Genomic DNA, 20830 nt, shown 5'->3' on the forward strand with positions numbered 1-20830 from the left:
TTGAGCAGGCTGGATGGTTGCGCGCCTGAAAGGGCGTGAGGAAAGTCCGGGCTCCACAGGGCAGGGCGCCGGGTAACACCCGGTGGAGGCGACTCCAAGGAAAGTGCAACAGAAATATACCGCGCCTTCTGGCGTAAGGGTGAAAAGGCGAGGCAAGAGCTCACCGGCGGTAGGGTAACTTACCGTGCAATGTAAACCCCGTCTGGTGCAAGATTGATATGGGGACATTTAATGGCGGCCCGTCAAGTCCTCTGTAATCGCATGAGCCATGCGGTAACGTATGGCCTAGATAGATGACCATCAAGACAGAACCCGGCTTACAGGCCTGTCTCAAAAACGTTTCGGAAAAGCCTCTTTTCAGGAGGCTTTTCTCATAATACCGTATAAGGAGCAATATGGAAGGTTTTCTGCCCATCAATAAGGGCGATATGAAAAAAGCGGGAATCGCGCAGTTGGATTTTGTGCTGGTGACGGGCGACGCCTATGTGGACCATCCTTCTTTTGCCCATGCGATTATTTCACGCTACCTTGTTGCACATGGCTATTCCGTAGGTATTATCGCACAGCCTGACTGGCGAAAAACGACGGCTTTTGAGGTGCTGGGGCGGCCACGGCTCGGCTTTTTGATCAGCGCCGGAAACATGGACAGTATGGTCAACCTGTATACGGTGAACAAGCGGCGGAGGAAACAGGATCTATATACGCCCGGCGGCAAGACGGGTAAACGCCCGGAGCGTTCAACGATCGTGTATACAAGGAAGATACGCGAGGCTTACGGGGATATCCCGGTCATCGTGGGAGGTATCGAAGCCAGCCTGCGCCGGTTTGCGCATTATGATTATTGGGATAATCATGTAAAACCGTCGCTGCTCATGGAAAGCGGAGCGGATATCCTCGTTTATGGAATGGGGGAACGTGCGATCGTAGAGATTGCAGAGGCGCTAGACGGCGGACTTGCCGCAGGGGATATCACTTATGTGGAAGGAACGATGTACCGTGCCCCCAGCCTTTCACGCGTCTATGAATATGAAGCATTGCCTTCCTATCGTCAGGTAAAAGGAGATAAGGAAGCGTATGCGAAGGCCTTTTTAAAACAGATGCACGACAGGAAGCACGTGCTTGTGCAACGGCACGGAGAAGAATACGTGGTGCAAAACATCCCGGCGCGCCCGCTTGGGCAGCAGGAGCTTGACTTTGTGTATTCACTGCCATATACAAGGAAGGCGCATCCGGTGTATACGCAGGCGATCCCCGCCTTATCTGAAGTGGAATACAGCATTACCGCCACACGCGGATGCGCGGGGGCCTGCGCCTTTTGCGCGCTTTATTACCACCAGGGCAAGGATGTTGCATGGCGCAGCGAAAAAAGTATCGTGCGCGAGGCGGAAAGCTTCCTGCACGATAAGAACTTCAAGGGGTATATTCATGACGTAGGCGGGCCGACTGCGAATTTCTATGGACTTACGTGCACCAATCCCAAAGGCCGGTGCGACACCCGTCGCTGCCTGACGCCCGAAAAATGCCGCTTCTTAAAGGAAGACCATACAAAGTACCTGCATCTTTTACGGCGGCTACGTTCGTTAAAGGGCATCAAAAGGGTATTTATCCGCTCGGGGATCCGTCACGATTACGCCTTGCTCGATAAAAGCGGTGAATTCATACGGGAGCTGGCGGCTTACCATGTGAGCGGGCAGCTGAAGCTTGCGCCCGAGCACGTCAGCCCCGACGTGTTGAAATGTATGGGAAAACCCGATATCGAAAAATATACGCGCTTCTGCCAAAAGTTTGAAGCGGCGTCAAGGCGCGCGGGAAAAAAGCAGTATATCCTTCCTTATTTTATGTCGTCCCACCCGGGGAGTACGCTTATGGATGCGGTAAAGCTTGCGGAATTCATACGGGATACGGGTTTTATGCCGGAGCAGGCGCAGGATTTTTATCCAACGCCGGGCACGCTTGCGACTTGTATGTACTACACGGGCTTTGATCCGGTCACAGGGAAAAAAGTATATATTCCGAAATCACCGGCGGAAAAGGAAATGCAGAGGGCGCTTATCCAATATAAGAGCCCGAAAAACAGGGCGGCCGTAAAGAGGGCTTTGCGCCAGGCGGAACGCGATGATTTGATTGGAAACTCCAGGAATTCCCTGGTGCGGGAATAATTGCGGAATGTGTTAATAATGGTTGCGTGCGGGGTATAAATATAGTATACTGTTTCCTGTATTGTTCTACGAATTTGTAAGTATTGTAGCAATTTAGGAGGAAAGATATGACTGCAAAACTGGAGAAGCTGGATGGCAATAAAGTAAAACTGGAAATCACCGTTTCTGGGGATCAGTTTGAAGAAGGTATTCAGAAGGCGTATCAGAAATTGAAGGGGAAGTTCAACATCCCTGGATTCAGAAAAGGAAAGGCTCCGCGGGGGATCGTTGAAAACTTCTACGGGCCGCAGGTGTTCTACGAAGATGCGCTTGATGAGATCATCCCGGAAGCTTACCGTGCAGCGGTCGAAGAGAATAAACTGGACGTGGTTTCAAGACCGGAATATGACGTATTGAGCATCGACAAGAAAGATGGCGTCGTGCTAACGGCGGAGGTTTTTGTAAAACCGGAAGTAAAGCTTGGTAAATATGAAGGCTTAAAGGTCAAAAAGCCGGTGGAGAAGATCGCGGCGAAGGATGTGGACGCGGAAGTTGAGAAGACACGCGAACAGAATGCAAGATGGGTCGAAGTCGATCGTGCGGCCAAAGACGGCGATACAGTTATCGTGGACTTTTTAGGCTCGGTTGACGGCGTTCCGTTTGAAGGCGGCGAGGCAAAAGAACAGTCGCTTGTTTTGGGGGAAGGACGTTTCATCCCCGGGTTTGAAGAACAGATCGTCGGCATGAAAGCCGGCGAGCAGCGTGATATCAATGTGAAGTTCCCGGAAGGTTATACGCCGGAGCTTGCAGGGAAAGACGCAGTGTTTGCGATCACGATGCATACGGTAAAGGAAAAAGAACTGCCGGAATTGGATGATGATTTTGCACAGGACGTATCGGAATTCGATACGCTGGCAGAATATAAAAAGGATATCAAGAAAAAGATGCAGGAGCGCGCCGATATGAAGGCGAAAGCTGAAATGGAAAACCAGCTGCTGACGGCGATCGCAGACGACATCAAAGCGGATATCCCGGACGTCATGATCGAAAACCAGATCGATTACCAGGTTCAGCAGATGTCTTACCAGCTGATGTACCAGGGGATGAAGCTGGAAGATTACCTCCAGTATATCGGCATGACGATGGATGATTTGCGCAACGAGTATCGCGAAGGTTCCGCACAGCAGGTGAAAATGCGCCTTGCGGTGGAAGCCCTGCTCGATAAGCTGAAGATCGACCCGACGGAAAAAGACATCGAAGCAAAGTACGAAGAGCTTGCAAAAGCGGAGAATAAGACAGTCCAGGAATATAAGGACATGATGGGCGCGCAGGAACTTGATTACTTCAAAGACCGCGTTGCTATGGAGCAGTTGTTTGATTATCTGGTTTCCAAGGCCGAAGTGCAGGAAGTAGATGCGAAGGCATGGGAAAAAGAACAGGCTGAAAAAGCGAAAAAGGAATCCGAAAAAAAGGAGACCAAAAAAGCGACGGCCAAAAAACCTGCTGCCAAAAAGGAAACAGCAAAGACTGCTGAAAAAACAGCGGAAAAGAAGCCCGCTGCTAAAAAGACGGCGGCAAAGAAAGAAACTACAAAAAAAGCATAATGTGAAGTATGCAAAAGGGTGCATGCTTTACGAAGGGAGGATCCTTTATGAGTTTAGTACCTATGGTTATAGAACAGACAAACAGGGGAGAAAGGTCGTATGACATTTTTTCCAGGTTGCTGAAAGATAGAATTATATTTTTGACGGGCGAGATCGACGACGTTACCGCAAACCTTGTGGTGGCGCAAATGATCTTTTTGGAAGCGGAAGACCCTGACAAGGATATTTACCTTTACATCAACAGCCCCGGTGGTTCCATTACGGCCGGTATGGCAATTTATGATACGATGCAGTACATCAAGTGCGACGTCAGCACGATCTGCATTGGGATGGCGGCGTCCATGGGCGCATTTTTGATGGCGGCCGGCGCCAAAGGCAAGCGTAAATCCCTGCCGAACAGCGAGATCATGATCCATCAGCCCCTTGGCGGTACGCAGGGCCAGGCGACGGATATTGCCATCCATGCGCAGCGGATTTTGGACATCAAAGACAAGATGAACAAGATCTTAAGCGAAAGGACAGGCCAGTCTCTGAAAAAAGTCCAGAAGGACGTGGAGCGTGATTACTTTATGGGGGCGGATGAAGCGCTCGCATACGGTATCATCGACGAGATCATACCTGCGAAACGATAAGGTTTAGAGGTGAAACATGTACGATAATTTTAATGACGATGATAAGAAGCAGATCAAATGCTCTTTCTGCGGCAAGCCGCAGGACGAGGTAAAGCGTTTGGTCGCAGGGCCCGGCGTGTTCATCTGCGATGAGTGTGTGGAGCTCTGCCGCGAGATCATTGACGAAGAATTCAAAGAAGCGGCAAAATTTGAACTGAAAGACGTTCCGAAGCCGCCGGAAATCGTCAGGATGCTCGACGATTATGTCATCGGACAGGAAAAAGCAAAAAAGTACCTCGCTGTGGCGGTGTATAACCACTACAAGAGGATCAATGCGGATACGCAGGAAGACGGTACGGAGATACAAAAGAGCAACATCCTGATGCTCGGGCCGACCGGAAGCGGCAAAACGCTGCTTGCGCAGACGCTGGCGCGTATCCTCGACGTACCGTTTGCCATGGCGGACGCGACGTCGCTGACGGAAGCCGGTTATGTGGGCGAGGATGTGGAAAATATCCTTTTGAAGCTTATCCAGGCAGCGGATTTCGATATCGAGCGCGCGCAAAAAGGGATTATCTATGTCGACGAGATCGACAAGATCGCCCGTAAGAGCGATAACCCGTCTATCACGCGCGATGTTTCGGGCGAGGGCGTGCAGCAGGCGCTGCTTAAGATCCTGGAGGGGACGGTTGCCAGCGTGCCGCCGCAAGGAGGCAGAAAGCATCCGCATCAGGATTTCCTGCAGATCGATACGACGAACATCCTGTTTATCTGCGGGGGCGCATTTGACGGCCTTGACAGCGTGATCGAACGCAGGACAGGCAAGAAATCGATGGGCTTTGGCGCGGACATACAGAGCAAGGTAAATAAGAATGTCGGGCAATTGTTCGAGCTGATCGAGTCGGAAGACCTGCTCAACTACGGCCTGATTCCGGAGTTCGTAGGGCGGCTGCCGGTGGTAGTCAACCTGCATTCACTCGACCAGAAAGCGCTTGTGGATATTCTGAAAAAGCCCAAAAACGCTTTGACCAAGCAGTTTAAGAAGCTGTTTGCGATCGACGGCGTAGAGCTTGAGTTTGACGATGAAGCGCTGGAGGAGGTTGCGAAGCTGGCAATCGAAAGAAAGACGGGTGCGCGCGGGCTGCGGACGATCATCGAAAGTTCGATGATGGATATTATGTACGATATCCCATCGCGCAACGATATCCTGAAATGTGTCATTACCAAGGACACGATAGACAATAAAAAACCGATGCTCGTGGTGGGCGACAAACCGGAACCAAACAAACTCGGGCCCATGACCAATACGGACAGCGAGCACGAATCGGTTTCCTAAGCCAAAAACAAAGGGCGGATCAAGTATCCGCTCTTTTTGTTTGCTATATTTTGTGGTTTGATATATAATTATACAGGATTTATTACAGAATATAGTGCTTTCGGAGGATGGGACATGTCAAAATCATATACCGCCGGAGATATACAGGTCTTAGAGGGGCTGGACGCGGTACGCCGGCGTCCGGGTATGTATATCGGTACGACGAGTATCAAGGGATTGCATCACTTATTATGGGAGATCGTGGACAACGGGATCGACGAAGCCGCAAACGGTTTTGCGGACAAGCTGACGGTCACGATCCATCCTGATAATTCGATATCGGTAGAGGATAACGGCCGCGGGATTCCGACTGGCCTGCATCCGGAGCTCAAAATTTCCGGCGTTGAAGTCGTGTTCACACAATTGCATGCAGGCGGCAAATTCAACAATGAGAACTATGCCTATTCGGGAGGGCTGCACGGCGTGGGCGCTTCGGTCGTGAACGCGCTTTCCAAGTGGCTGGAGGTCGAGGTCTACCAGAATGGGAAAATATATTTCCAACGCTACGTGACCGAGGTGGACGCGAAGGGCAAGCTGCACACCGGGCAGGCTGTCTCGCCTTTGAAGGAAATCGGCGAATCCAGGAAACACGGTTCAAAGATTACCTTCCTGCCGGATGATACGATTTTTGACGAAGTAAATTTCAGCTATGATACGGTCCGGCGCAGGCTGCGCGAGTTGGCTTTTTTGACTAAGGGGCTCAAGATCATCCTGGTCGACGAGCGCGAGCTCACAGGCGGCCGCCCCAAAAAGGAAACATTTGAATATACGGGCGGCATCGTGGACTTTGTCCTCTACCTGAACAGGGACAGGACGCCGCTGCACGCTGCGCCCATCCTTTTGGAGGGGCAGCGCGGGGATATCCTTGTCAGCATTGCGATGCAGTACAATTCGAGTTACACGGAGAGCATTTTTTCCTATGTAAACAACATACCTACCACCGAAGGCGGGATGCACGAAACGGGATTCAAGACAGCGATCACAAAGGTGATGAACGACTATGCCCGTACCAATAACCTGCTCAAGGAAAAAGAAGCGAACCTCACGGGGGACGATTTTCGTGAGGGGCTTTGCGCCGTCGTCAATATTAAAATGAAAGACGTACAGTTTGAGGGACAGACAAAAACAAAGCTGGGCAACGCAGAGGCGCGTGTGGCGGTGGAGTCGGTGGTAACGGAAAAATTGTCCGCATTCATGTCGGATCTCAATAATACGCAAATGTGTACGAAGATACTGGAAAAAGCGATCTCCGCTGCAAAGGTGCGCGACGCCGCGCGTAAAGCCAAGAAAATGGAACGCGCAAAGAACAAGCTGGAAAGCGCGCCGCTGGTAGGGAAGCTTTCCGCTTGCACAGGCAGGAAAGCAGAGCTCAACGAGCTGTTTATCGTGGAGGGCGACAGCGCGGGCGGCAGCGCAAAGCAAGGACGAGACCGGCGTTTCCAGGCGATCCTGCCACTGCGCGGCAAGCCGCTCAACGTAGAAAAGAAGCGTGTTGACCAGGTGCTGGCGAATGAAGAATTCCGCTCGATCATTACAGCCCTTGGCGCAGGCTTTGACGACAGCTTTGTGCTCGAAAACATGAAATACAATAAAATTATTATTCTGGCCGACGCAGACCAGGACGGCGGACACATCCGCACGATCCTGATTACTTTCTTCTACCGCTATTTCAAAGACCTGATCACGGACGGACACCTGTATATCGGGCGCCCGCCGCTCTATAAGATCGCAAAGGGCAATAAAGTCCTTTATGCCTATAATGAGGAACAACTGGAAAAGGCCAAGACAAAAATCGGCCGGGGCTACACGGTACAGCGTTACAAAGGGCTCGGCGAGATGAATCCCGAGCAGTTGTGGGATACGACGATGGATCCTGAAAAGCGCTCGCTGATCCGCGTAACGATCGAAGACCTTGCGGACGTGGAAAATATCGTTACCACTCTGATGGGGGACAATGTCGAGCCGCGCAAGCAATATATCGCGGAATATGCGAATTTCAATAAACAGGATAATTTTGAGGTAGCGCAATATGAAGACTAAGCAAATTGTATTCAACGAGGAGATCATAGAAGAAGCGCTGGAAGAGGTGATGCACACCTCCTTTATGACGTATGCGGAGTATGTCACGATGGAACGCGCCCTGCCGCGTGTGGAGGATGGTTTAAAGCCGGTACAGCGCCGTATTTTGTATACGATGTACGACCTTGGCATCTTGCCGGACAAGCCGTATAAAAAATCGGCACGGATCGTTGGGGAGGCGCTTGGCAAGTACCATCCGCATGGCGATACCAGCGTATACGACGCAATGGTGAGGCTGGCGCAGCCATATGCGATGCGCATGCCCCTTGTTGACGGCCACGGGAATTTTGGTTCGATGGACGGCGACAGCGCCGCCGCTATGCGTTATACGGAAGCACGGCTTTCTCCGCTTGCCCTCGAAATGCTGCGCGATTTGAATAAGGATACGGTACCGTTCCGGCCGAACTTTGACGATACGGAACGCGAGCCGGATATGCTTCCTGCACGCTACCCGAACCTTCTTGTAAACGGTGCCTCCGGGATCGCGGTCGGCATTGCGACAAATGTACCGCCGCATAATTTAGGAGAGGTCATCAAAGGCGTTGTGACGCGTATCGATCATCCGGAATGCAGCCTAAAGGATGTGATGAAGCATATCAAAGCGCCCGATTTTCCGACAGGCGGCTCGCTTGTGGGCGGGGAAGGACTCCAGCAGGCTTATGAGACAGGCCGCGGGAAGATATTGATCCGCGCGAAAACACATATCGAAAAAACCAATTCCGGCAAGAGTTTGATCGTAGTGACGGAAATACCGTACGAGGTCAAGAAATCCGCAATGCTGGAGAAAATATTATCGGTCAGCGAAAACAAAAAGGAATTGTTTGCGGGAATCGACGATATCCGTGACGAATCCGACAGGGAGGGCATCCGGGCGGTCATCGAGATCAAAAAGGGACACGATCCCGAAAAGATACTGAACCTGCTTTATAAATACACGGACCTGCAAACGACTTTCGGTATCAATATGATGGTCATTGCAGACGGTTCGCCAAGGCAGCTCGGGCTTTTGCCGATCATCGACTACTATATCAAACACCAGAAAAATGTGGTCACGCGACGTACGCAGTTTGATTTGGAAAAAGCCGAAAAACGCGAGCATATCCTTCTCGGCCTGATCATTGCCGTGAAAAACATCGATCGCGTGATTAAGATCATCCGCGCCTCAAAAAATACGGAGGAAGCGAAAAAGTCCCTGATGCAGGAATTCAACCTCACCGGGATCCAGGCACAGGCCATCCTCGATATGCGTCTTGCGCGCCTTACCAATCTTGAAGTGGAGCTTTTGGAAAACGAATACAAGGAAGTGGTCGCGCTCATCAAGTACCTGCGTTCCATCCTCGGCTCCGAGGCAAAGCTTCTGGAGGTCATCAAGGACGAGCTCGTTGCGATCGGCGATAAATATGCCGATAAGCGCCGTACGCAGCTGATGAACGAGGAACATGCGAATATCGAGGTGGATGAAAGCGAATTCATGGTCGTGGAGGACTGTGCGATCGTTTTGACGCGCGGCGGGAACCTGAAGCGTATGTCTCCCAAAGCCCTGCAAAAGGGGATCGAAGCGGGAGAGTTGGAAGAGAAGCTGCAGCCCGTCACGCTGCTGCAAACGGATACGGCAAGCAAACTGTATATCTTTACCAACAAGGGCAATATGATGATGATGCCAACGGTAAGCGTGCCGGAGGCGCGTATGAAGGAAGCGGGCAAATCTTTGAATGCGCTGATGAGCGGCATCGATGCAGGCGAAGAGATTTTGAATATCATCACCAAAACTGATTTTGAGAAGAAGCTGATGTACTTTGCAACGTCGGGAGGATTGGTCAAAGCGACGGATATGAACGAATTTGACGTGAAAAAATCCAAGATCATGGCCTGTGGCTTAAAGGACGGGGATGAGCTGATCTATGCAAAGCCGGATGATCCGTCGGCGCGCAATATGCTGTTCATCACCTCGGACGGGATGTCCATCAATATCAAAAAGGATGAGATTTCCACGATGGGCCGCAGCGGGAAAGGCGTGGGAGCGATCAAGCTGGGCAAAAACGCTAAAGTCATTTTTACAGAACAAATTGAAAACGGACAGGATGGCGAAGTGCTGCTGATGACGGACAAGGGCTACGCAAAGCGTACGCCGGTCAGCGAATTTGACGAGCAGGGCAGGAACGGGAAAGGTTTGAAAGCCTACCTGCTCAACGACAGTACCGGAAGGGCGGTCGTCGGGGCTTTGATTTTGAACAATATCGCGACGGTGACGGTGCTGCAAAAATCCGGAGATATGCACAAGCTGCAGACTGACAGCATACCGCAGGACGCGCGCAACACCAAGGGCGAACAGGTCGTACTGGCGATCATGGGCAACGATGCGGTGAAGCTTTACAGGAATATATTTGAATAACAGTTGCGGGATAGTTTTTTTTCGCGTAGTAATGTGTTAAAATGTAGGTATAATTACAATACCTGCATTTTTGCATTGAGAGGTGTTTATTGATGTATGAATCGAAATTGAAATCAAGGGAACTGGATACGCTCTTCAAGGCGGTTTTATCGCTCAAAAGCGAGGAAGAATGTTACATGTTTTTTGAGGATCTGTGCACGGTGGCCGAGCTTTCAGCGATCGGGCAGCGTTATAAGGTTGCCCAGATGCTGCGCGACAAAACGACATGCCACGCGATCGCGGAAAAAACAGGAGCATCGACCGCGACGATCTCGCGCGTCAACCGCAGCCTCAACTATGGGACGGGCGGTTATGACCTGGTACTGGAAAGAGACAAAAAACGGGGAGAATGATTTTGCAGGGATTAAACGATAAGCAGCTTAAGGCAGTCAATACAACAGAGGGTGCAGTCCTGGTACTTGCGGGGGCGGGCAGCGGAAAAACAAGGGTACTTACGGAGCGCGTCGCTCATTTGATCAATGAAAAACGCGTTGCGCCATGGCAGATTTTAGCGATCACCTTTACCAACAAAGCTGCGCAGGAGATGAAAGACCGGATCGCGGGTATCATTGTTGCGGATATGCGCGATATGTGGATCAGCACGTTCCATGCGATGTGTATGCGTATGCTGCGCAAATATGCGGACAGGATCGGTTATACGAGCAGTTTTTTGATCTATGACACGGACGATTCGCTGCGCATTATCAAAAAGATACTGGAAAACATGGGGCTCAAGGAAGACAAGATGTATTCCGACCGCTACATGAAGAACCTGATCAGCAAATATAAGAACGACAGTACGACGCTGGATTTTGATACTTACGCGGAAATGAAAAATCCCTTTATCGCGGAACATGCAGGGGAAATATATGAAAAATACCATAGCGAGCTGAAAAAGCAGAACGCGATGGATTTTGACGATTTGCTTTTGAATACATTGACGCTGCTCGAAACGGATGAGGAAGCGCGTACGTTTTACCAGAACAAGTTCCGTTACATTTTGGTAGACGAATACCAGGATACGAATATGGTGCAGTATAAACTGGTCAAGATATTATCGGAAGGTTATGGCAATATCTTTGTTGTAGGTGACGACGACCAGTCCATCTATGCTTTTCGCGGTGCGAATATCCGCAACATCTTGGAGTTTGAAAAGGATTTTCCGGGGGCGACGGTCATACGCCTCGAGCAGAATTACCGTTCGGATAAAAAAATCCTCGATGTAGCGAACTGCGTGATCAAGAACAACGAGGGGCGCAAGGGGAAGACACTGTGGAGCGAGATAACGAGCGGGGATAAGCCCGTTCTTTATACGGCGAACAGCGAATTTGAGGAAGCGGAAACCATCGCCCGCGAGATACAGCGTTTATCGGACGAGGGCGTCCGTTATGCGGATATGGCGATACTGTACCGCATCCATACGCTTTCGAGGATATTGGAAGAAAAGCTGCGCATGTACGCTGTCCCATACCGCATTTATGGCGGCATCAGCTTTTACGAGCGCAAAGAAATCAAGGATATGGTGGCCTATCTCAATATCATCGCCAACCCGGCGGCGGACTTGCAGCTTATGCGCATCATCAATACGCCCAAACGTGCGATCGGCGAGGCCAAGGTAACGGCAATCGCGCAAGCGGCGGCGTATAACGGTATTTCCATGCTGGAAGCGATACAAAATGCCAATGTGCTGCTGACGGATAAGGCGCTCAATAAAAAAGCGAATGAGTTTTATGAAATGTACGAGCAAATCAGCGAAGGTTATGCCGATTTGCCGGTGCACGAGGTTTTGGAGCGCGCATACGACCTCTCCGGGTATAAAGCGATGCTGGAAGACGACCAGTCGCCCGAAAGCGAAGCGCGGATGGAGAATATCGCCGAACTGATCAACTCGGCCTATACCTACGGCCAGGAAGAAGGGGCGAGCCTCGAAGGGTTCTTGCAGAACATCGCCCTGATCACCGACCTTGACAGCATGGACGATAAGGGCGGCGTAACGCTGATGACCATGCATGCGGCCAAGGGACTGGAATTTGACGTGGTCTTTGTGGCGGGCATGGACGAAAGCATATTTCCCAGCCAGCGTGCGATCGACGAGGATAATATCGAAGAGGAGCGCCGGCTATGCTATGTTGCGGTGACGCGCGCCAAAAAGAACCTTTACCTGACACATGCGCAAATGCGTACGTTGTACGGCCGTACGCAGCCCTCCGTACCTTCGCGCTTCCTAGACGAGATCGATGAAGAAATGATCAACCACGTCAATAAGGGGAGAAGGCCTGTGATCGCGGAGCATAAACAGGAACGTTCCCCTGTAAAACCACTTTTCAGCGGTATCCTTCCGGGTAAAAAGCAGGCGCCGCAAAAGGTGAGTGGGGATTACCGGGTCGGCACGGTCGTGGAGCATAAAACGTTTGGACGCGGGAAAATCAAATCCATTGCAGGCGCAGGGCAGGCGCAGGTCGCGGTCGTTGATTTTTACGAGGTAGGCGAAAAAAAGATGTTCCTTGCCTTTGCTTCCCTTAAAATTTTGAAATAGGTGTCTTGTATGGAACGCATGAGAGAATTGATCGACCAACTGAATGATTATGCCTACCGCTACTATGTACTGGACGATCCCGCTGTTGCGGACGCGGAGTATGACAGGCTGTATGACGAGCTAGTGCAGCTGGAAAAGGAAAGCGGGCACATCGAGCCGGATTCGCCGACGCAGCGTGTGGGCGGAAAGCTGCTGGAAGGGTTTACGAAGCATGTGCACCTCGCGCCGCTGTGGAGCCTGGATAAGGCGCAGAGCCTGGAAGAAGTGACTTTGTGGCAGCAGCGTACCAATAAACAGATCGAGCAGCTCGGGCTCAAGCCGGCAAGTTATTCGTTGGAATACAAATTTGACGGCCTCACCATCAACCTGACGTATGACGGCGGGCTGTTTGTAGGCGCGGCAACGCGCGGAAATGGTGAAGTGGGGGAAGATGTCACAGAACAAGTCAGAACGATACAGTCTATCCCACTTAAAATTGATTTTAAGGGCAAAATGGAAGTGCAGGGAGAAGCGATCATGCATCTCTCCACTTTGGAGGAGTATAACAAAACGGCGGAAGAACCGCTGAAAAATGCGCGGAATGCCGCCGCGGGCGCCATACGCAACTTAGATCCGGCACAGACGGCAAAACGCAGGCTGGACGCCTTTATTTACAATGTCGGTTATATTGAAGGCAGGGAGTTTGCCGATCATATGGAAATGATCTCCTTTTTGCGGGAGAACAAATTCCATGTGAGCGACTATGAAAAAGTATTCCGGGATGTGACGGAAATCCAGGCCGCGCTTGACGAGGTCGAGGAAACGCGCAGTAAGCTCGATTTCCTGATCGACGGGATGGTGATCAAGATCACGGATTTTGCGACGCGCGAGGCGCTTTCGTATACGCAGAAATTCCCGCGCTGGGCGATCGCCTATAAATTTGCCGCGGAGGAAATGACAACGGAAATATTGGACGTAACGTGGGACGTCGGCAGGACGGGCAAACTGACGCCGCTTGCGCACGTAGAGCCGGTGGAGCTTGCTGGCGCGACGATCCGCCGCGCGACGCTCAATAATTTTGAGGATATCCAGCGCAAAAATGTTGCGCTGCACGCAACGGTGTTCATTCGACGTTCCAACGATGTGATCCCTGAAATATTGGGGGCGTCGCCGCTGCAGGAGAAGGAATTGATCCCGATCGAAAAGCCGGAATTTTGCCCGGCGTGCGGCACGAAGCTCGAAGAAATCGGCCCCAATCTGTTTTGCCCCAATTCCTTGAGCTGCAAGCCGCAGCTTACCTCGCGCATGGTGCATTTTACGTCGCGCGACGCGATGGATATCGAGCACCTGAGCGACAAGACGATTGAGCTTCTGTTCGAGAAGCTGGATATCAAGGATGTTGCAGGCATCTACACGGTGACGCGCGAGCAGCTTTTGGAGCAGGAGGGCTTCAAGGACAAACGTGCGGATAATATTTTGGCTGCGATCGAGGCGAGTAAAAAACCGCCGCTTAACCATTTTATTTATGCGCTGGGGATCGAAAATGTGGGGAAGAAAACGGCGAAGGACTTATCACGTACCTTCCGCACGTACGAAGGAATCAAGAACGCGACCTATGACGAGCTGGTTGCCATAGACGATATCGGCGGTGTGGTCGCGCAGGATATCATCGATTTCTTCCACAACGAGGCATATATGCGGGTGGTGCAGGAGCTGTTCGACGCGGGTGTCGTGCCTATGGATGACGAAGGTATGCCGCAGGGCGGTATCTTTGAAGGCAAGACTTTTGTGCTCACGGGAACGCTCACACGGTTTACGAGAAAGCAGGCGCAGGAGCTGATCGAAAAGCTGGGCGGGCGCGCAAATTCATCTGTCAGCGCGAAAACAGACTATGTGATCGCAGGTGACAACGCGGGGAGCAAGCTCGTTAAGGCCCAAAAGCTGGGTGTAACGATATTGACGGAAGAAGAATTCGAGAAAATGACTTCCGAAAATTGATGGAGGATACCCAGAAAAGACCTGTTTTATGATATAATGAATTATTCATAATTTTAAAACGGACATGGAGGATTGCATATGCGTGTAACGATGGAAGAAGTGGAAAAAATCGCATCGCTTTCGATGCTGAGTTTAGACGATGACAAAAAGAAAATGCTGCAAAAGAATTTAGACGATATCCTGGAGCATGCGGAAAAATTGAATGAGCTCGATACAAAGGACGTCGAACCGACGAGTTATATTTTGAAACAGCAAAACGTCATGCGCGAGGATGTGCCCGGCAAGGTTTGGGATCGGGACGATATGCTGAAAAACGCAGCGGAAACAGACGAAGGGTGCTTCGTTGTACCCAAAGTCATGGACTGAGGAGGAAGCCATGGAACTGAATTCATTAAGCATCAGGCAGGCATCAGAGCTGCTTGAAACAAAGGAAGCCTCCTCGCAAGAGCTCACCCAGGCGTGTATCGACAGGATCGAGGCAGTAGAACCGAAGATCAACGCGCTGGTGACCGTGTGTGCGGACGAAGCGCTGGCGGCAGCAAAAAAAGTGGACGAAAAGCGTGCAAAAGGTGAGAAGCTCGGCAGGCTGGCAGGAATCCCCGCGATCATCAAAGATAATATGTGTACGAAAGGCGTGCTATCGACGGCTTCCTCGAAAATGCTTTACAATTACAAGCCCGTTTACGACGCGACTGTAATAGAAAAGCTTAAGGCAGAAGATTATGTCATGGTGGCCAAGGCGAACATGGATGAATTTGCCATGGGTTCTTCTACGGAAACGTCGTACTTTGGCGTGACAAAAAATCCATGGGATACGAGCCGCGTGCCCGGCGGTTCTTCGGGCGGCAGCGCGGCGTGCGTTGCGGCAGATGAGGCGATATTCTCTTTGGGATCCGATACGGGCGGCAGCGTGCGCCAGCCGGCGGCCTTTTGCGGCGTGGTGGGTTTAAAGCCCACATACGGGACGGTTTCGCGTTATGGCCTGATGGCTTTTGCTTCTTCGCTTGACCAGATCGGCCCGCTTACAAAGAATGTCGAAGATTCGGCTTTTGTGATGGATATCATCGCAGGAAACGATCAACGGGATTCCACATCGGCGATCATGGGCTACCCGCACTATGGCGAGGGTATGAAAGAGGATATCAAGGGGATGAAAGTGGGTATCCCCAAGGAGTATTTGGCGCAGGATATCGATCCTGAGGTAAAACAGTCCTACTTGGATGCGATCAAAACCTTTGAAAAGATGGGTGCGATCGTGGAGGAAACTTCGCTGCCTACGTTCGATTATGCGCTTTCCGCGTATTATGTGATCGCGTCCGCGGAGGTAGCCTCCAACCTGTCGCGCTTTGACGGCATCCGCTATGGGTATCGCAGCGAGCACTGCGGCGATTTGAAGCAAATGTACAAAAATACGCGCAGCGAGGGCTTCGGAGACGAAACAAAACGCCGCATCATGCTGGGAAATTATGTGCTTAGCTCCGGCTATTACGACGCTTATTATCTGAAAGCCCTCAAGGTCAAGACACTGATCAAAAACGATTTTGACCGCCTGTTTGAAAAATATGATGTTTTATTGTCTCCCACGGCGCCGACGCCGGCCTTTACGATCGGCGCAAAGGCTACGCCGCTGGAAATGTATGTGAACGACTTGTTTACGGTTCCGGTCAATATCGCGGGCATGGCGGCAATTTCCGTGCCGTCGGGCACAACGAAGGAAGGGCTTCCGGTTTCCGTGCAGATGATCGCAAAAGCGTTTGACGAAAACACGATGTTCCGCGCGGCCTGGAACTACGAGCAGGCAGTGAAATTTGATAAAAAACCGACGTTATGATGAGAGGAAAACGATGAGATACGAAACAGTCATTGGCCTTGAAGTCCATGTTGAAATGGCTACCAAAACAAAAATATTTTGTTCATGCAAGAATGAATTCGGCAGTGCGCCCAACACAAACGTATGCCCGGTATGCCTTTCCATGCCGGGGACGCTGCCCGTATTGAATGAGGAAGCGGTGGAATACGGCGTGCGCGCGGGGCTTTCGCTCAATTGCGAGATCCCCAATTTTTCCAAGCTTGACAGGAAAGGCTATTTTTATCCCGACCTTGCCAAGGCATACCAGATTTCGCAGTTTGACTATCCGCTTTGCTCACACGGGGAGGTGGAGCTTGACGTCGACGGGGAAAAGCACAAGATCGGCATCACGCGTATCCATATTGAAGAGGATGCGGGCAAGCTTGTACACCAGGGATCGGAGAGCCTTGTCGATTATAACCGCGGCGGGGTTCCGCTGATGGAGATCGTTACGGAGCCGGATTTCCGCAACGCTGCACAGGTCAAAGCCTTTTTGGATACGGTACGCGCCAACATGGAGTATATCGGCGTTTCGGATTGCAAGATGGAAGAGGGTTCCATGCGCTGTGACATCAATATTTCCGTGCGTCCGGAAGGCTCTGCAGAATATGGTACGCGCAGCGAGCTTAAAAACATCAACAGTATTTCCGCGGCGCAGCGGGCGATCGAGTATGAGTCTAGGCGTCACATCGAAGTGATTGAGGACGGCGGCAGTATCGTACAGGAAACACGCCGCTGGGACGATGGCAAAGGAAAAACGTTCCCTATGCGTGATAAGGAAGAAGCGCATGATTACCGCTATTTTCCTGATCCTGACCTGGTACCCGTCTATCTGACAGATGAGCGGATCGCGCGAATTAAGGATTCCTTGCCGGAGCTTCCGGCCGCCAAGCGCGAAAGGTATGTGACGGAATTTGGTTTGCCGGAGTATGATGCGGGCGTGTTGACAATGTCCAAATATACGGCGAAGCTCTTTGAAGATTGTGTGGCGATCTATCCGGAAGCCAAGGCGGTCAGTAATTATATCATGGTCGACCTCGCGCGGCTTTTGAAGGAAAACAATGTGGACGCCAAGGATATCCCGGTATCCCCGCAGGATCTCACAGACCTTTTGAAGCTGGTAAGCGAGGGCGTGATCAATTCGAGCGTGGGTAAGCAGGTCTTTGAAGAAATGTTCAAAACAGGCAAAAAGCCTGCACAGATCGTGGAAGAAAAGGATTTGAAGCAGACCGATAATGCAGATGAGATCCTTTCAATTGTCCAGCAGATCATTCAGGACAATCCAAAACCGGTAGCGGATTATAAAGGCGGCAACGCAAAGGCAATGACCTTCTTTGTAGGACAGGTCATGAAAGCGACCAAAGGGAAAGCAAATCCCAAAACGGTAAACGAGCTGGTAAAGGCAGAACTGGAAAAGGCATGAAGCAGGGAAAATTGACCAACGAGAAACTGCAGGAATTCATCATCGATCAAATTACGCCCAGGAACGCAGAAACCGTAGTTGGTGCAGGCGTGGGCGAAGATTGCTGTGCGGTGCGCCTGGAAGGCGGGTTGTGTATCGTATCGACCGACCCGATCACTGCTGCGAGTGAGCAAACAGGAACGCTGGCGATCCATATCAACGCAAACGATATCGCTGCCGCAGGGGCGAGACCCCTTGCGGCGTTGGTAACGCTGCTGATCCCGCCGTCAGCGACAGAAGAACGTGTTTCCAAGGTAATGCAGCAACTGATCCAGACGGCCGAGGGGCTCGGGATCGATATCATCGGCGGGCATACGGAGGTAACGGACAGCGTAAACCGCCTGATCGTTTCCGTCACGATGATCGGTAAGCCGGTGGCGCCAGGCAGGATATTCAAAACCGCAGATATGAAGATGGGGGAAGATATTATCCTGACCAAGTACGCGGGGCTGGAGGGAACGAGCATCATTGCCAGTGATTTTGCCAGCGAGCTGGATGGGCTCCTGACACAGGAAGATCAAGAGCAGCTTGCGCAGATCAAGGATTCCTTAAGCGTTGTCACGGATGGGACAGTTGCGGCGAGCGTCGCAGGGGTTTCTGCGATGCACGATGTGACCGAGGGGGGCGTGATCGGTGCGCTGTGCGAAATGTGCGGCGCCTCTGGTACGGGTGCGGACGTTGATTTTGGGAAGATTCCTATATACCCTGTGACACGTAAAATATGCGGACACTACGGGATCGACGTCTTTGGGCTGATATCGAGCGGCAGTATGCTGATCACTGCCCAAAACGGCGAAGAAGTCGTGAAAGCGCTTGCAAAAGCGGGCGTAGGAGCGGCTGTGATCGGCAAGGTGACCACGCGAGGGGTTTTCGATATATCCGGCGGGAAACGCAGGGAACTCACCCCTTACCGGGCGGACGAATTATATGAGGTCTTGAAAAGACGGGCTTTTTAAACGGGCCGTTTTATGATATACTATAGGGCAGCGATTTAGGGAAGAGGGATTATCATTTTGAAAAGCATGACAGGCTTTGGAAAAAGCGAAATTGCGATCGATGGCAGAAGGATGCGTGTGGAGATCAAGACGGTGAACCACCGTTTTCTGGATATCAACATCCGCCAGCCGCGCTTCATGATGTTTTTGGAAGAGGATGCCCGCAAATTTTTGAAGCAATCCTTGAGCCGCGGCCGGGTGGAGGTGTTCATCAATTATTCGTCGGAGCGCCTGGATGCTAAAAAAGTGATCGCGGATATGCCGCTGCTGCACGCTTACCTCAATGCGGCCAGGGAAATCTGCGCCAAAACGGGCGTTGCGGACGACCTTACGGTTTCGCAGCTGATGAGGCTGCCGGACGCGGTCACCTATGAAGATGAGAATTCCGATCAGGATGCATTGCGTGAACTGTTGTTCACAAACCTCGAAGCGGCGCTCAGGGAATTATCAGCGGCACGCGAAAAAGAAGGCGCGCAGTTGAAAAAGGATATCGATGCAAGGCTGGATATGATCCTTTCTTATGTGGAAACGATTGCGGGAAAAGAACATGTGATCGTTGAAGAATATAAGAAAAAGCTGCAAGACAGGATCGAGGATATTTTGGACGGCGCGGAGGTCGACGAGCAAAAGCTCGCGCAGGAAGTTGCTTTTTACGCCGACCGCTGCAACATCACGGAGGAACTGGTGCGCCTTAAAAGCCATGTCAAGCAGATGAAGGCAAGCGGGGAGGAAACGACGCCGCAGGGGCGCAATATGGATTTCATCGTACAGGAATTGAACCGCGAATTTAACACGATCGGCTCCAAAACACAGGATGGCGAGATACTGAAAATGGTGATTGCCGGAAAAGGTGAAGTGGAAAAGATACGGGAGCAGATACAGAACATCGAATAAACAGGAGGAAAGAATGGCTATCAAATTGATCAATATTGGTTTTGGTAATATTGTTTCAGCCAACAGGCTGATCGCGATCGTCAGTCCGGAATCTGCGCCCATCAAGCGTATTATTTCGGAAGCGCGTGCAAAGGGCATGCTGATCGACGCAACTTACGGACGCCGTACGCGTGCCGTGGTCATTATGGACAGCGATCACGTGATTTTGTCGGCAGTGCAGCCGGAAACGGTAGCGCACAGGATCGTATCCAAGGATAACGACGAACAGGACGACTAAGATAAAAATAGCCAGTGGGGGTAAAAATAAGGCGCATGGACACAAAAGGAAAATTAATCGTTATTTCAGGCCCTTCCGGGTGCGGTAAAGGTACGATCGTCGATAAGCTGCTCCAGCAGGACGGCTCGCTGCAGCTATCCATCTCGGCCACGACGCGTATGCCGCGCGGCACGGAGGAAAACGGTGTGAACTACTTCTTCAAATCGGAGGAAGAGTTTGAACAGATGATACGAGACCAGGCCTTTTTGGAATATGCGGATGTATTTGGGAAATATTACGGAACGCCCAAAGAGTATGTGCTCGGCAAGCTTAAGCAGGGCAAAAATGTTATCCTTGAGATTGACGTACAGGGCGCTATGCAGGTGATCAAAAATTATCCGGAGGCAGTGACGATCTTCATCCTGCCGCCTTCGGAGGAAGTCTTGCTCGGCCGACTCAAAGGCCGCGGCACCGAAACGGAAGAACAGATCATGAAACGCTTTGGCAAAGCGAAAGCGGAAATGGAATATGCGCAGCAGTATGGTTACAGGGTCGTGAACGACGATCTTGACACGGCTGTTGCGGAAGTGAAAAATATTATAGACCACGCATCATAATGAATA

Annotated in this window: 16 protein-coding genes and 1 other RNA gene; all 17 read left to right on the top strand. The window is 51.2% G+C overall.

Annotation, left to right across the window (positions count from 1 at the left end; translation table 11 throughout):
- Position 1 precedes the first annotated feature (1 nt).
- Positions 2-337, top strand: an RNA gene (gene rnpB / locus BN6471_RS08960) — RNase P RNA component class A.
- Between the two features lie 58 nt (positions 338-395).
- Entirely contained in the window at positions 396-2159 is a 1764-nt protein-coding gene (locus BN6471_RS08965; protein WP_147554008.1) for a YgiQ family radical SAM protein, read from the top strand.
- Positions 2160-2266: 107 nt separating this feature from the next.
- Entirely contained in the window at positions 2267-3742 is a 1476-nt protein-coding gene (gene tig / locus BN6471_RS08970) for a trigger factor (protein WP_066647946.1), read from the top strand.
- A gap of 47 nt (positions 3743-3789) precedes the next feature.
- On the top strand, positions 3790-4374 hold the full coding sequence (gene clpP / locus BN6471_RS08975; RefSeq protein WP_066647948.1) for an ATP-dependent Clp endopeptidase proteolytic subunit ClpP: 585 nt from the start codon (positions 3790-3792) through the stop codon (positions 4372-4374).
- A gap of 16 nt (positions 4375-4390) precedes the next feature.
- Entirely contained in the window at positions 4391-5689 is a 1299-nt protein-coding gene (gene clpX, locus BN6471_RS08980; RefSeq protein ID WP_066647950.1) for an ATP-dependent Clp protease ATP-binding subunit ClpX, read from the top strand.
- A gap of 114 nt (positions 5690-5803) precedes the next feature.
- Positions 5804-7768, top strand: a complete 1965-nt coding sequence (locus BN6471_RS08985) for a DNA gyrase/topoisomerase IV subunit B (protein WP_066647953.1) — start codon at positions 5804-5806, stop codon at positions 7766-7768.
- A complete protein-coding gene (gene gyrA, locus BN6471_RS08990) occupies positions 7758-10199 on the top strand; it encodes a DNA gyrase subunit A (RefSeq protein WP_066647955.1) in 2442 nt (813 codons plus the stop codon). The genes BN6471_RS08985 and gyrA overlap by 11 nt, the downstream gene beginning before the upstream one ends.
- Before the next feature lie 92 nt (positions 10200-10291).
- A complete protein-coding gene (locus BN6471_RS08995; protein ID WP_066647958.1) occupies positions 10292-10591 on the top strand; it encodes a YerC/YecD family TrpR-related protein in 300 nt (99 codons plus the stop codon).
- Positions 10592-10593: 2 nt separating this feature from the next.
- Positions 10594-12774, top strand: coding sequence for an ATP-dependent helicase (locus tag BN6471_RS13095; RefSeq protein ID WP_187118774.1), 2181 nt, complete (start codon positions 10594-10596; stop codon positions 12772-12774).
- Positions 12775-12783: 9 nt separating this feature from the next.
- Positions 12784-14751 (top strand): NAD-dependent DNA ligase LigA, encoded by a 1968-nt coding sequence (gene ligA / locus BN6471_RS12920; protein ID WP_066647963.1) that lies wholly within the window; start codon positions 12784-12786, stop codon positions 14749-14751.
- Between the two features lie 78 nt (positions 14752-14829).
- Complete coding sequence (gene gatC, locus BN6471_RS09010; protein WP_066647967.1) at positions 14830-15117, top strand: Asp-tRNA(Asn)/Glu-tRNA(Gln) amidotransferase subunit GatC; 288 nt, start codon at positions 14830-14832, stop codon at positions 15115-15117.
- Between the two features lie 10 nt (positions 15118-15127).
- Positions 15128-16582 (top strand): Asp-tRNA(Asn)/Glu-tRNA(Gln) amidotransferase subunit GatA, encoded by a 1455-nt coding sequence (gatA, locus tag BN6471_RS09015; protein WP_066647969.1) that lies wholly within the window; start codon positions 15128-15130, stop codon positions 16580-16582.
- A gap of 13 nt (positions 16583-16595) precedes the next feature.
- Positions 16596-18023, top strand: a complete 1428-nt coding sequence (gatB, locus tag BN6471_RS09020) for an Asp-tRNA(Asn)/Glu-tRNA(Gln) amidotransferase subunit GatB (RefSeq protein ID WP_066647971.1) — start codon at positions 16596-16598, stop codon at positions 18021-18023.
- On the top strand, positions 18020-19018 hold the full coding sequence (locus BN6471_RS09025; protein ID WP_066647973.1) for an AIR synthase family protein: 999 nt from the start codon (positions 18020-18022) through the stop codon (positions 19016-19018). Before gatB ends, BN6471_RS09025 begins: the two co-directional genes overlap by 4 nt.
- Positions 19019-19084: 66 nt before the next feature.
- Complete coding sequence (locus BN6471_RS09030; RefSeq protein WP_242861879.1) at positions 19085-19951, top strand: YicC/YloC family endoribonuclease; 867 nt, start codon at positions 19085-19087, stop codon at positions 19949-19951.
- Positions 19952-19964: 13 nt separating this feature from the next.
- Positions 19965-20228: an extracellular matrix/biofilm regulator RemA gene (gene remA / locus BN6471_RS09035; RefSeq protein ID WP_066647979.1), complete on the top strand. Its 264-nt coding sequence runs from the start codon at positions 19965-19967 to the stop codon at positions 20226-20228.
- A gap of 35 nt (positions 20229-20263) precedes the next feature.
- A complete protein-coding gene (gene gmk / locus BN6471_RS09040; protein ID WP_066647984.1) occupies positions 20264-20824 on the top strand; it encodes a guanylate kinase in 561 nt (186 codons plus the stop codon).
- Positions 20825-20830 lie beyond the last annotated feature (6 nt).

Origin of the sequence: Christensenella timonensis (assembly GCF_900087015.1) — a bacterium.
In the GTDB taxonomy this organism is placed as follows: Bacteria; Bacillota; Clostridia; order Christensenellales; family Christensenellaceae; genus Christensenella; species Christensenella timonensis.

Excerpts from the sequence above, each read along its gene's own strand:
- BN6471_RS08965 (WP_147554008.1), top strand. The coding sequence starts at position 396 with ATGGAAGGTTTTCTGCCCATCAATAAGGGCGATATGAAAAAAGCGGGA.
- tig (WP_066647946.1), top strand. The coding sequence starts at position 2,267 with ATGACTGCAAAACTGGAGAAGCTGGATGGCAATAAAGTAAAACTGGAA.
- clpP (WP_066647948.1), top strand. The coding sequence starts at position 3,790 with ATGAGTTTAGTACCTATGGTTATAGAACAGACAAACAGGGGAGAAAGG.
- clpX (WP_066647950.1), top strand. The coding sequence starts at position 4,391 with ATGTACGATAATTTTAATGACGATGATAAGAAGCAGATCAAATGCTCT.
- BN6471_RS08985 (WP_066647953.1), top strand. The coding sequence starts at position 5,804 with ATGTCAAAATCATATACCGCCGGAGATATACAGGTCTTAGAGGGGCTG.
- gyrA (WP_066647955.1), top strand. The coding sequence starts at position 7,758 with ATGAAGACTAAGCAAATTGTATTCAACGAGGAGATCATAGAAGAAGCG.
- BN6471_RS08995 (WP_066647958.1), top strand. The coding sequence starts at position 10,292 with ATGTATGAATCGAAATTGAAATCAAGGGAACTGGATACGCTCTTCAAG.
- ligA (WP_066647963.1), top strand. The coding sequence starts at position 12,784 with ATGGAACGCATGAGAGAATTGATCGACCAACTGAATGATTATGCCTAC.
- gatC (WP_066647967.1), top strand. The coding sequence starts at position 14,830 with ATGCGTGTAACGATGGAAGAAGTGGAAAAAATCGCATCGCTTTCGATG.
- gatA (WP_066647969.1), top strand. The coding sequence starts at position 15,128 with ATGGAACTGAATTCATTAAGCATCAGGCAGGCATCAGAGCTGCTTGAA.
- gatB (WP_066647971.1), top strand. The coding sequence starts at position 16,596 with ATGAGATACGAAACAGTCATTGGCCTTGAAGTCCATGTTGAAATGGCT.
- BN6471_RS09025 (WP_066647973.1), top strand. The coding sequence starts at position 18,020 with ATGAAGCAGGGAAAATTGACCAACGAGAAACTGCAGGAATTCATCATC.
- BN6471_RS09030 (WP_242861879.1), top strand. The coding sequence starts at position 19,085 with ATGACAGGCTTTGGAAAAAGCGAAATTGCGATCGATGGCAGAAGGATG.
- remA (WP_066647979.1), top strand. The coding sequence starts at position 19,965 with ATGGCTATCAAATTGATCAATATTGGTTTTGGTAATATTGTTTCAGCC.
- gmk (WP_066647984.1), top strand. The coding sequence starts at position 20,264 with ATGGACACAAAAGGAAAATTAATCGTTATTTCAGGCCCTTCCGGGTGC.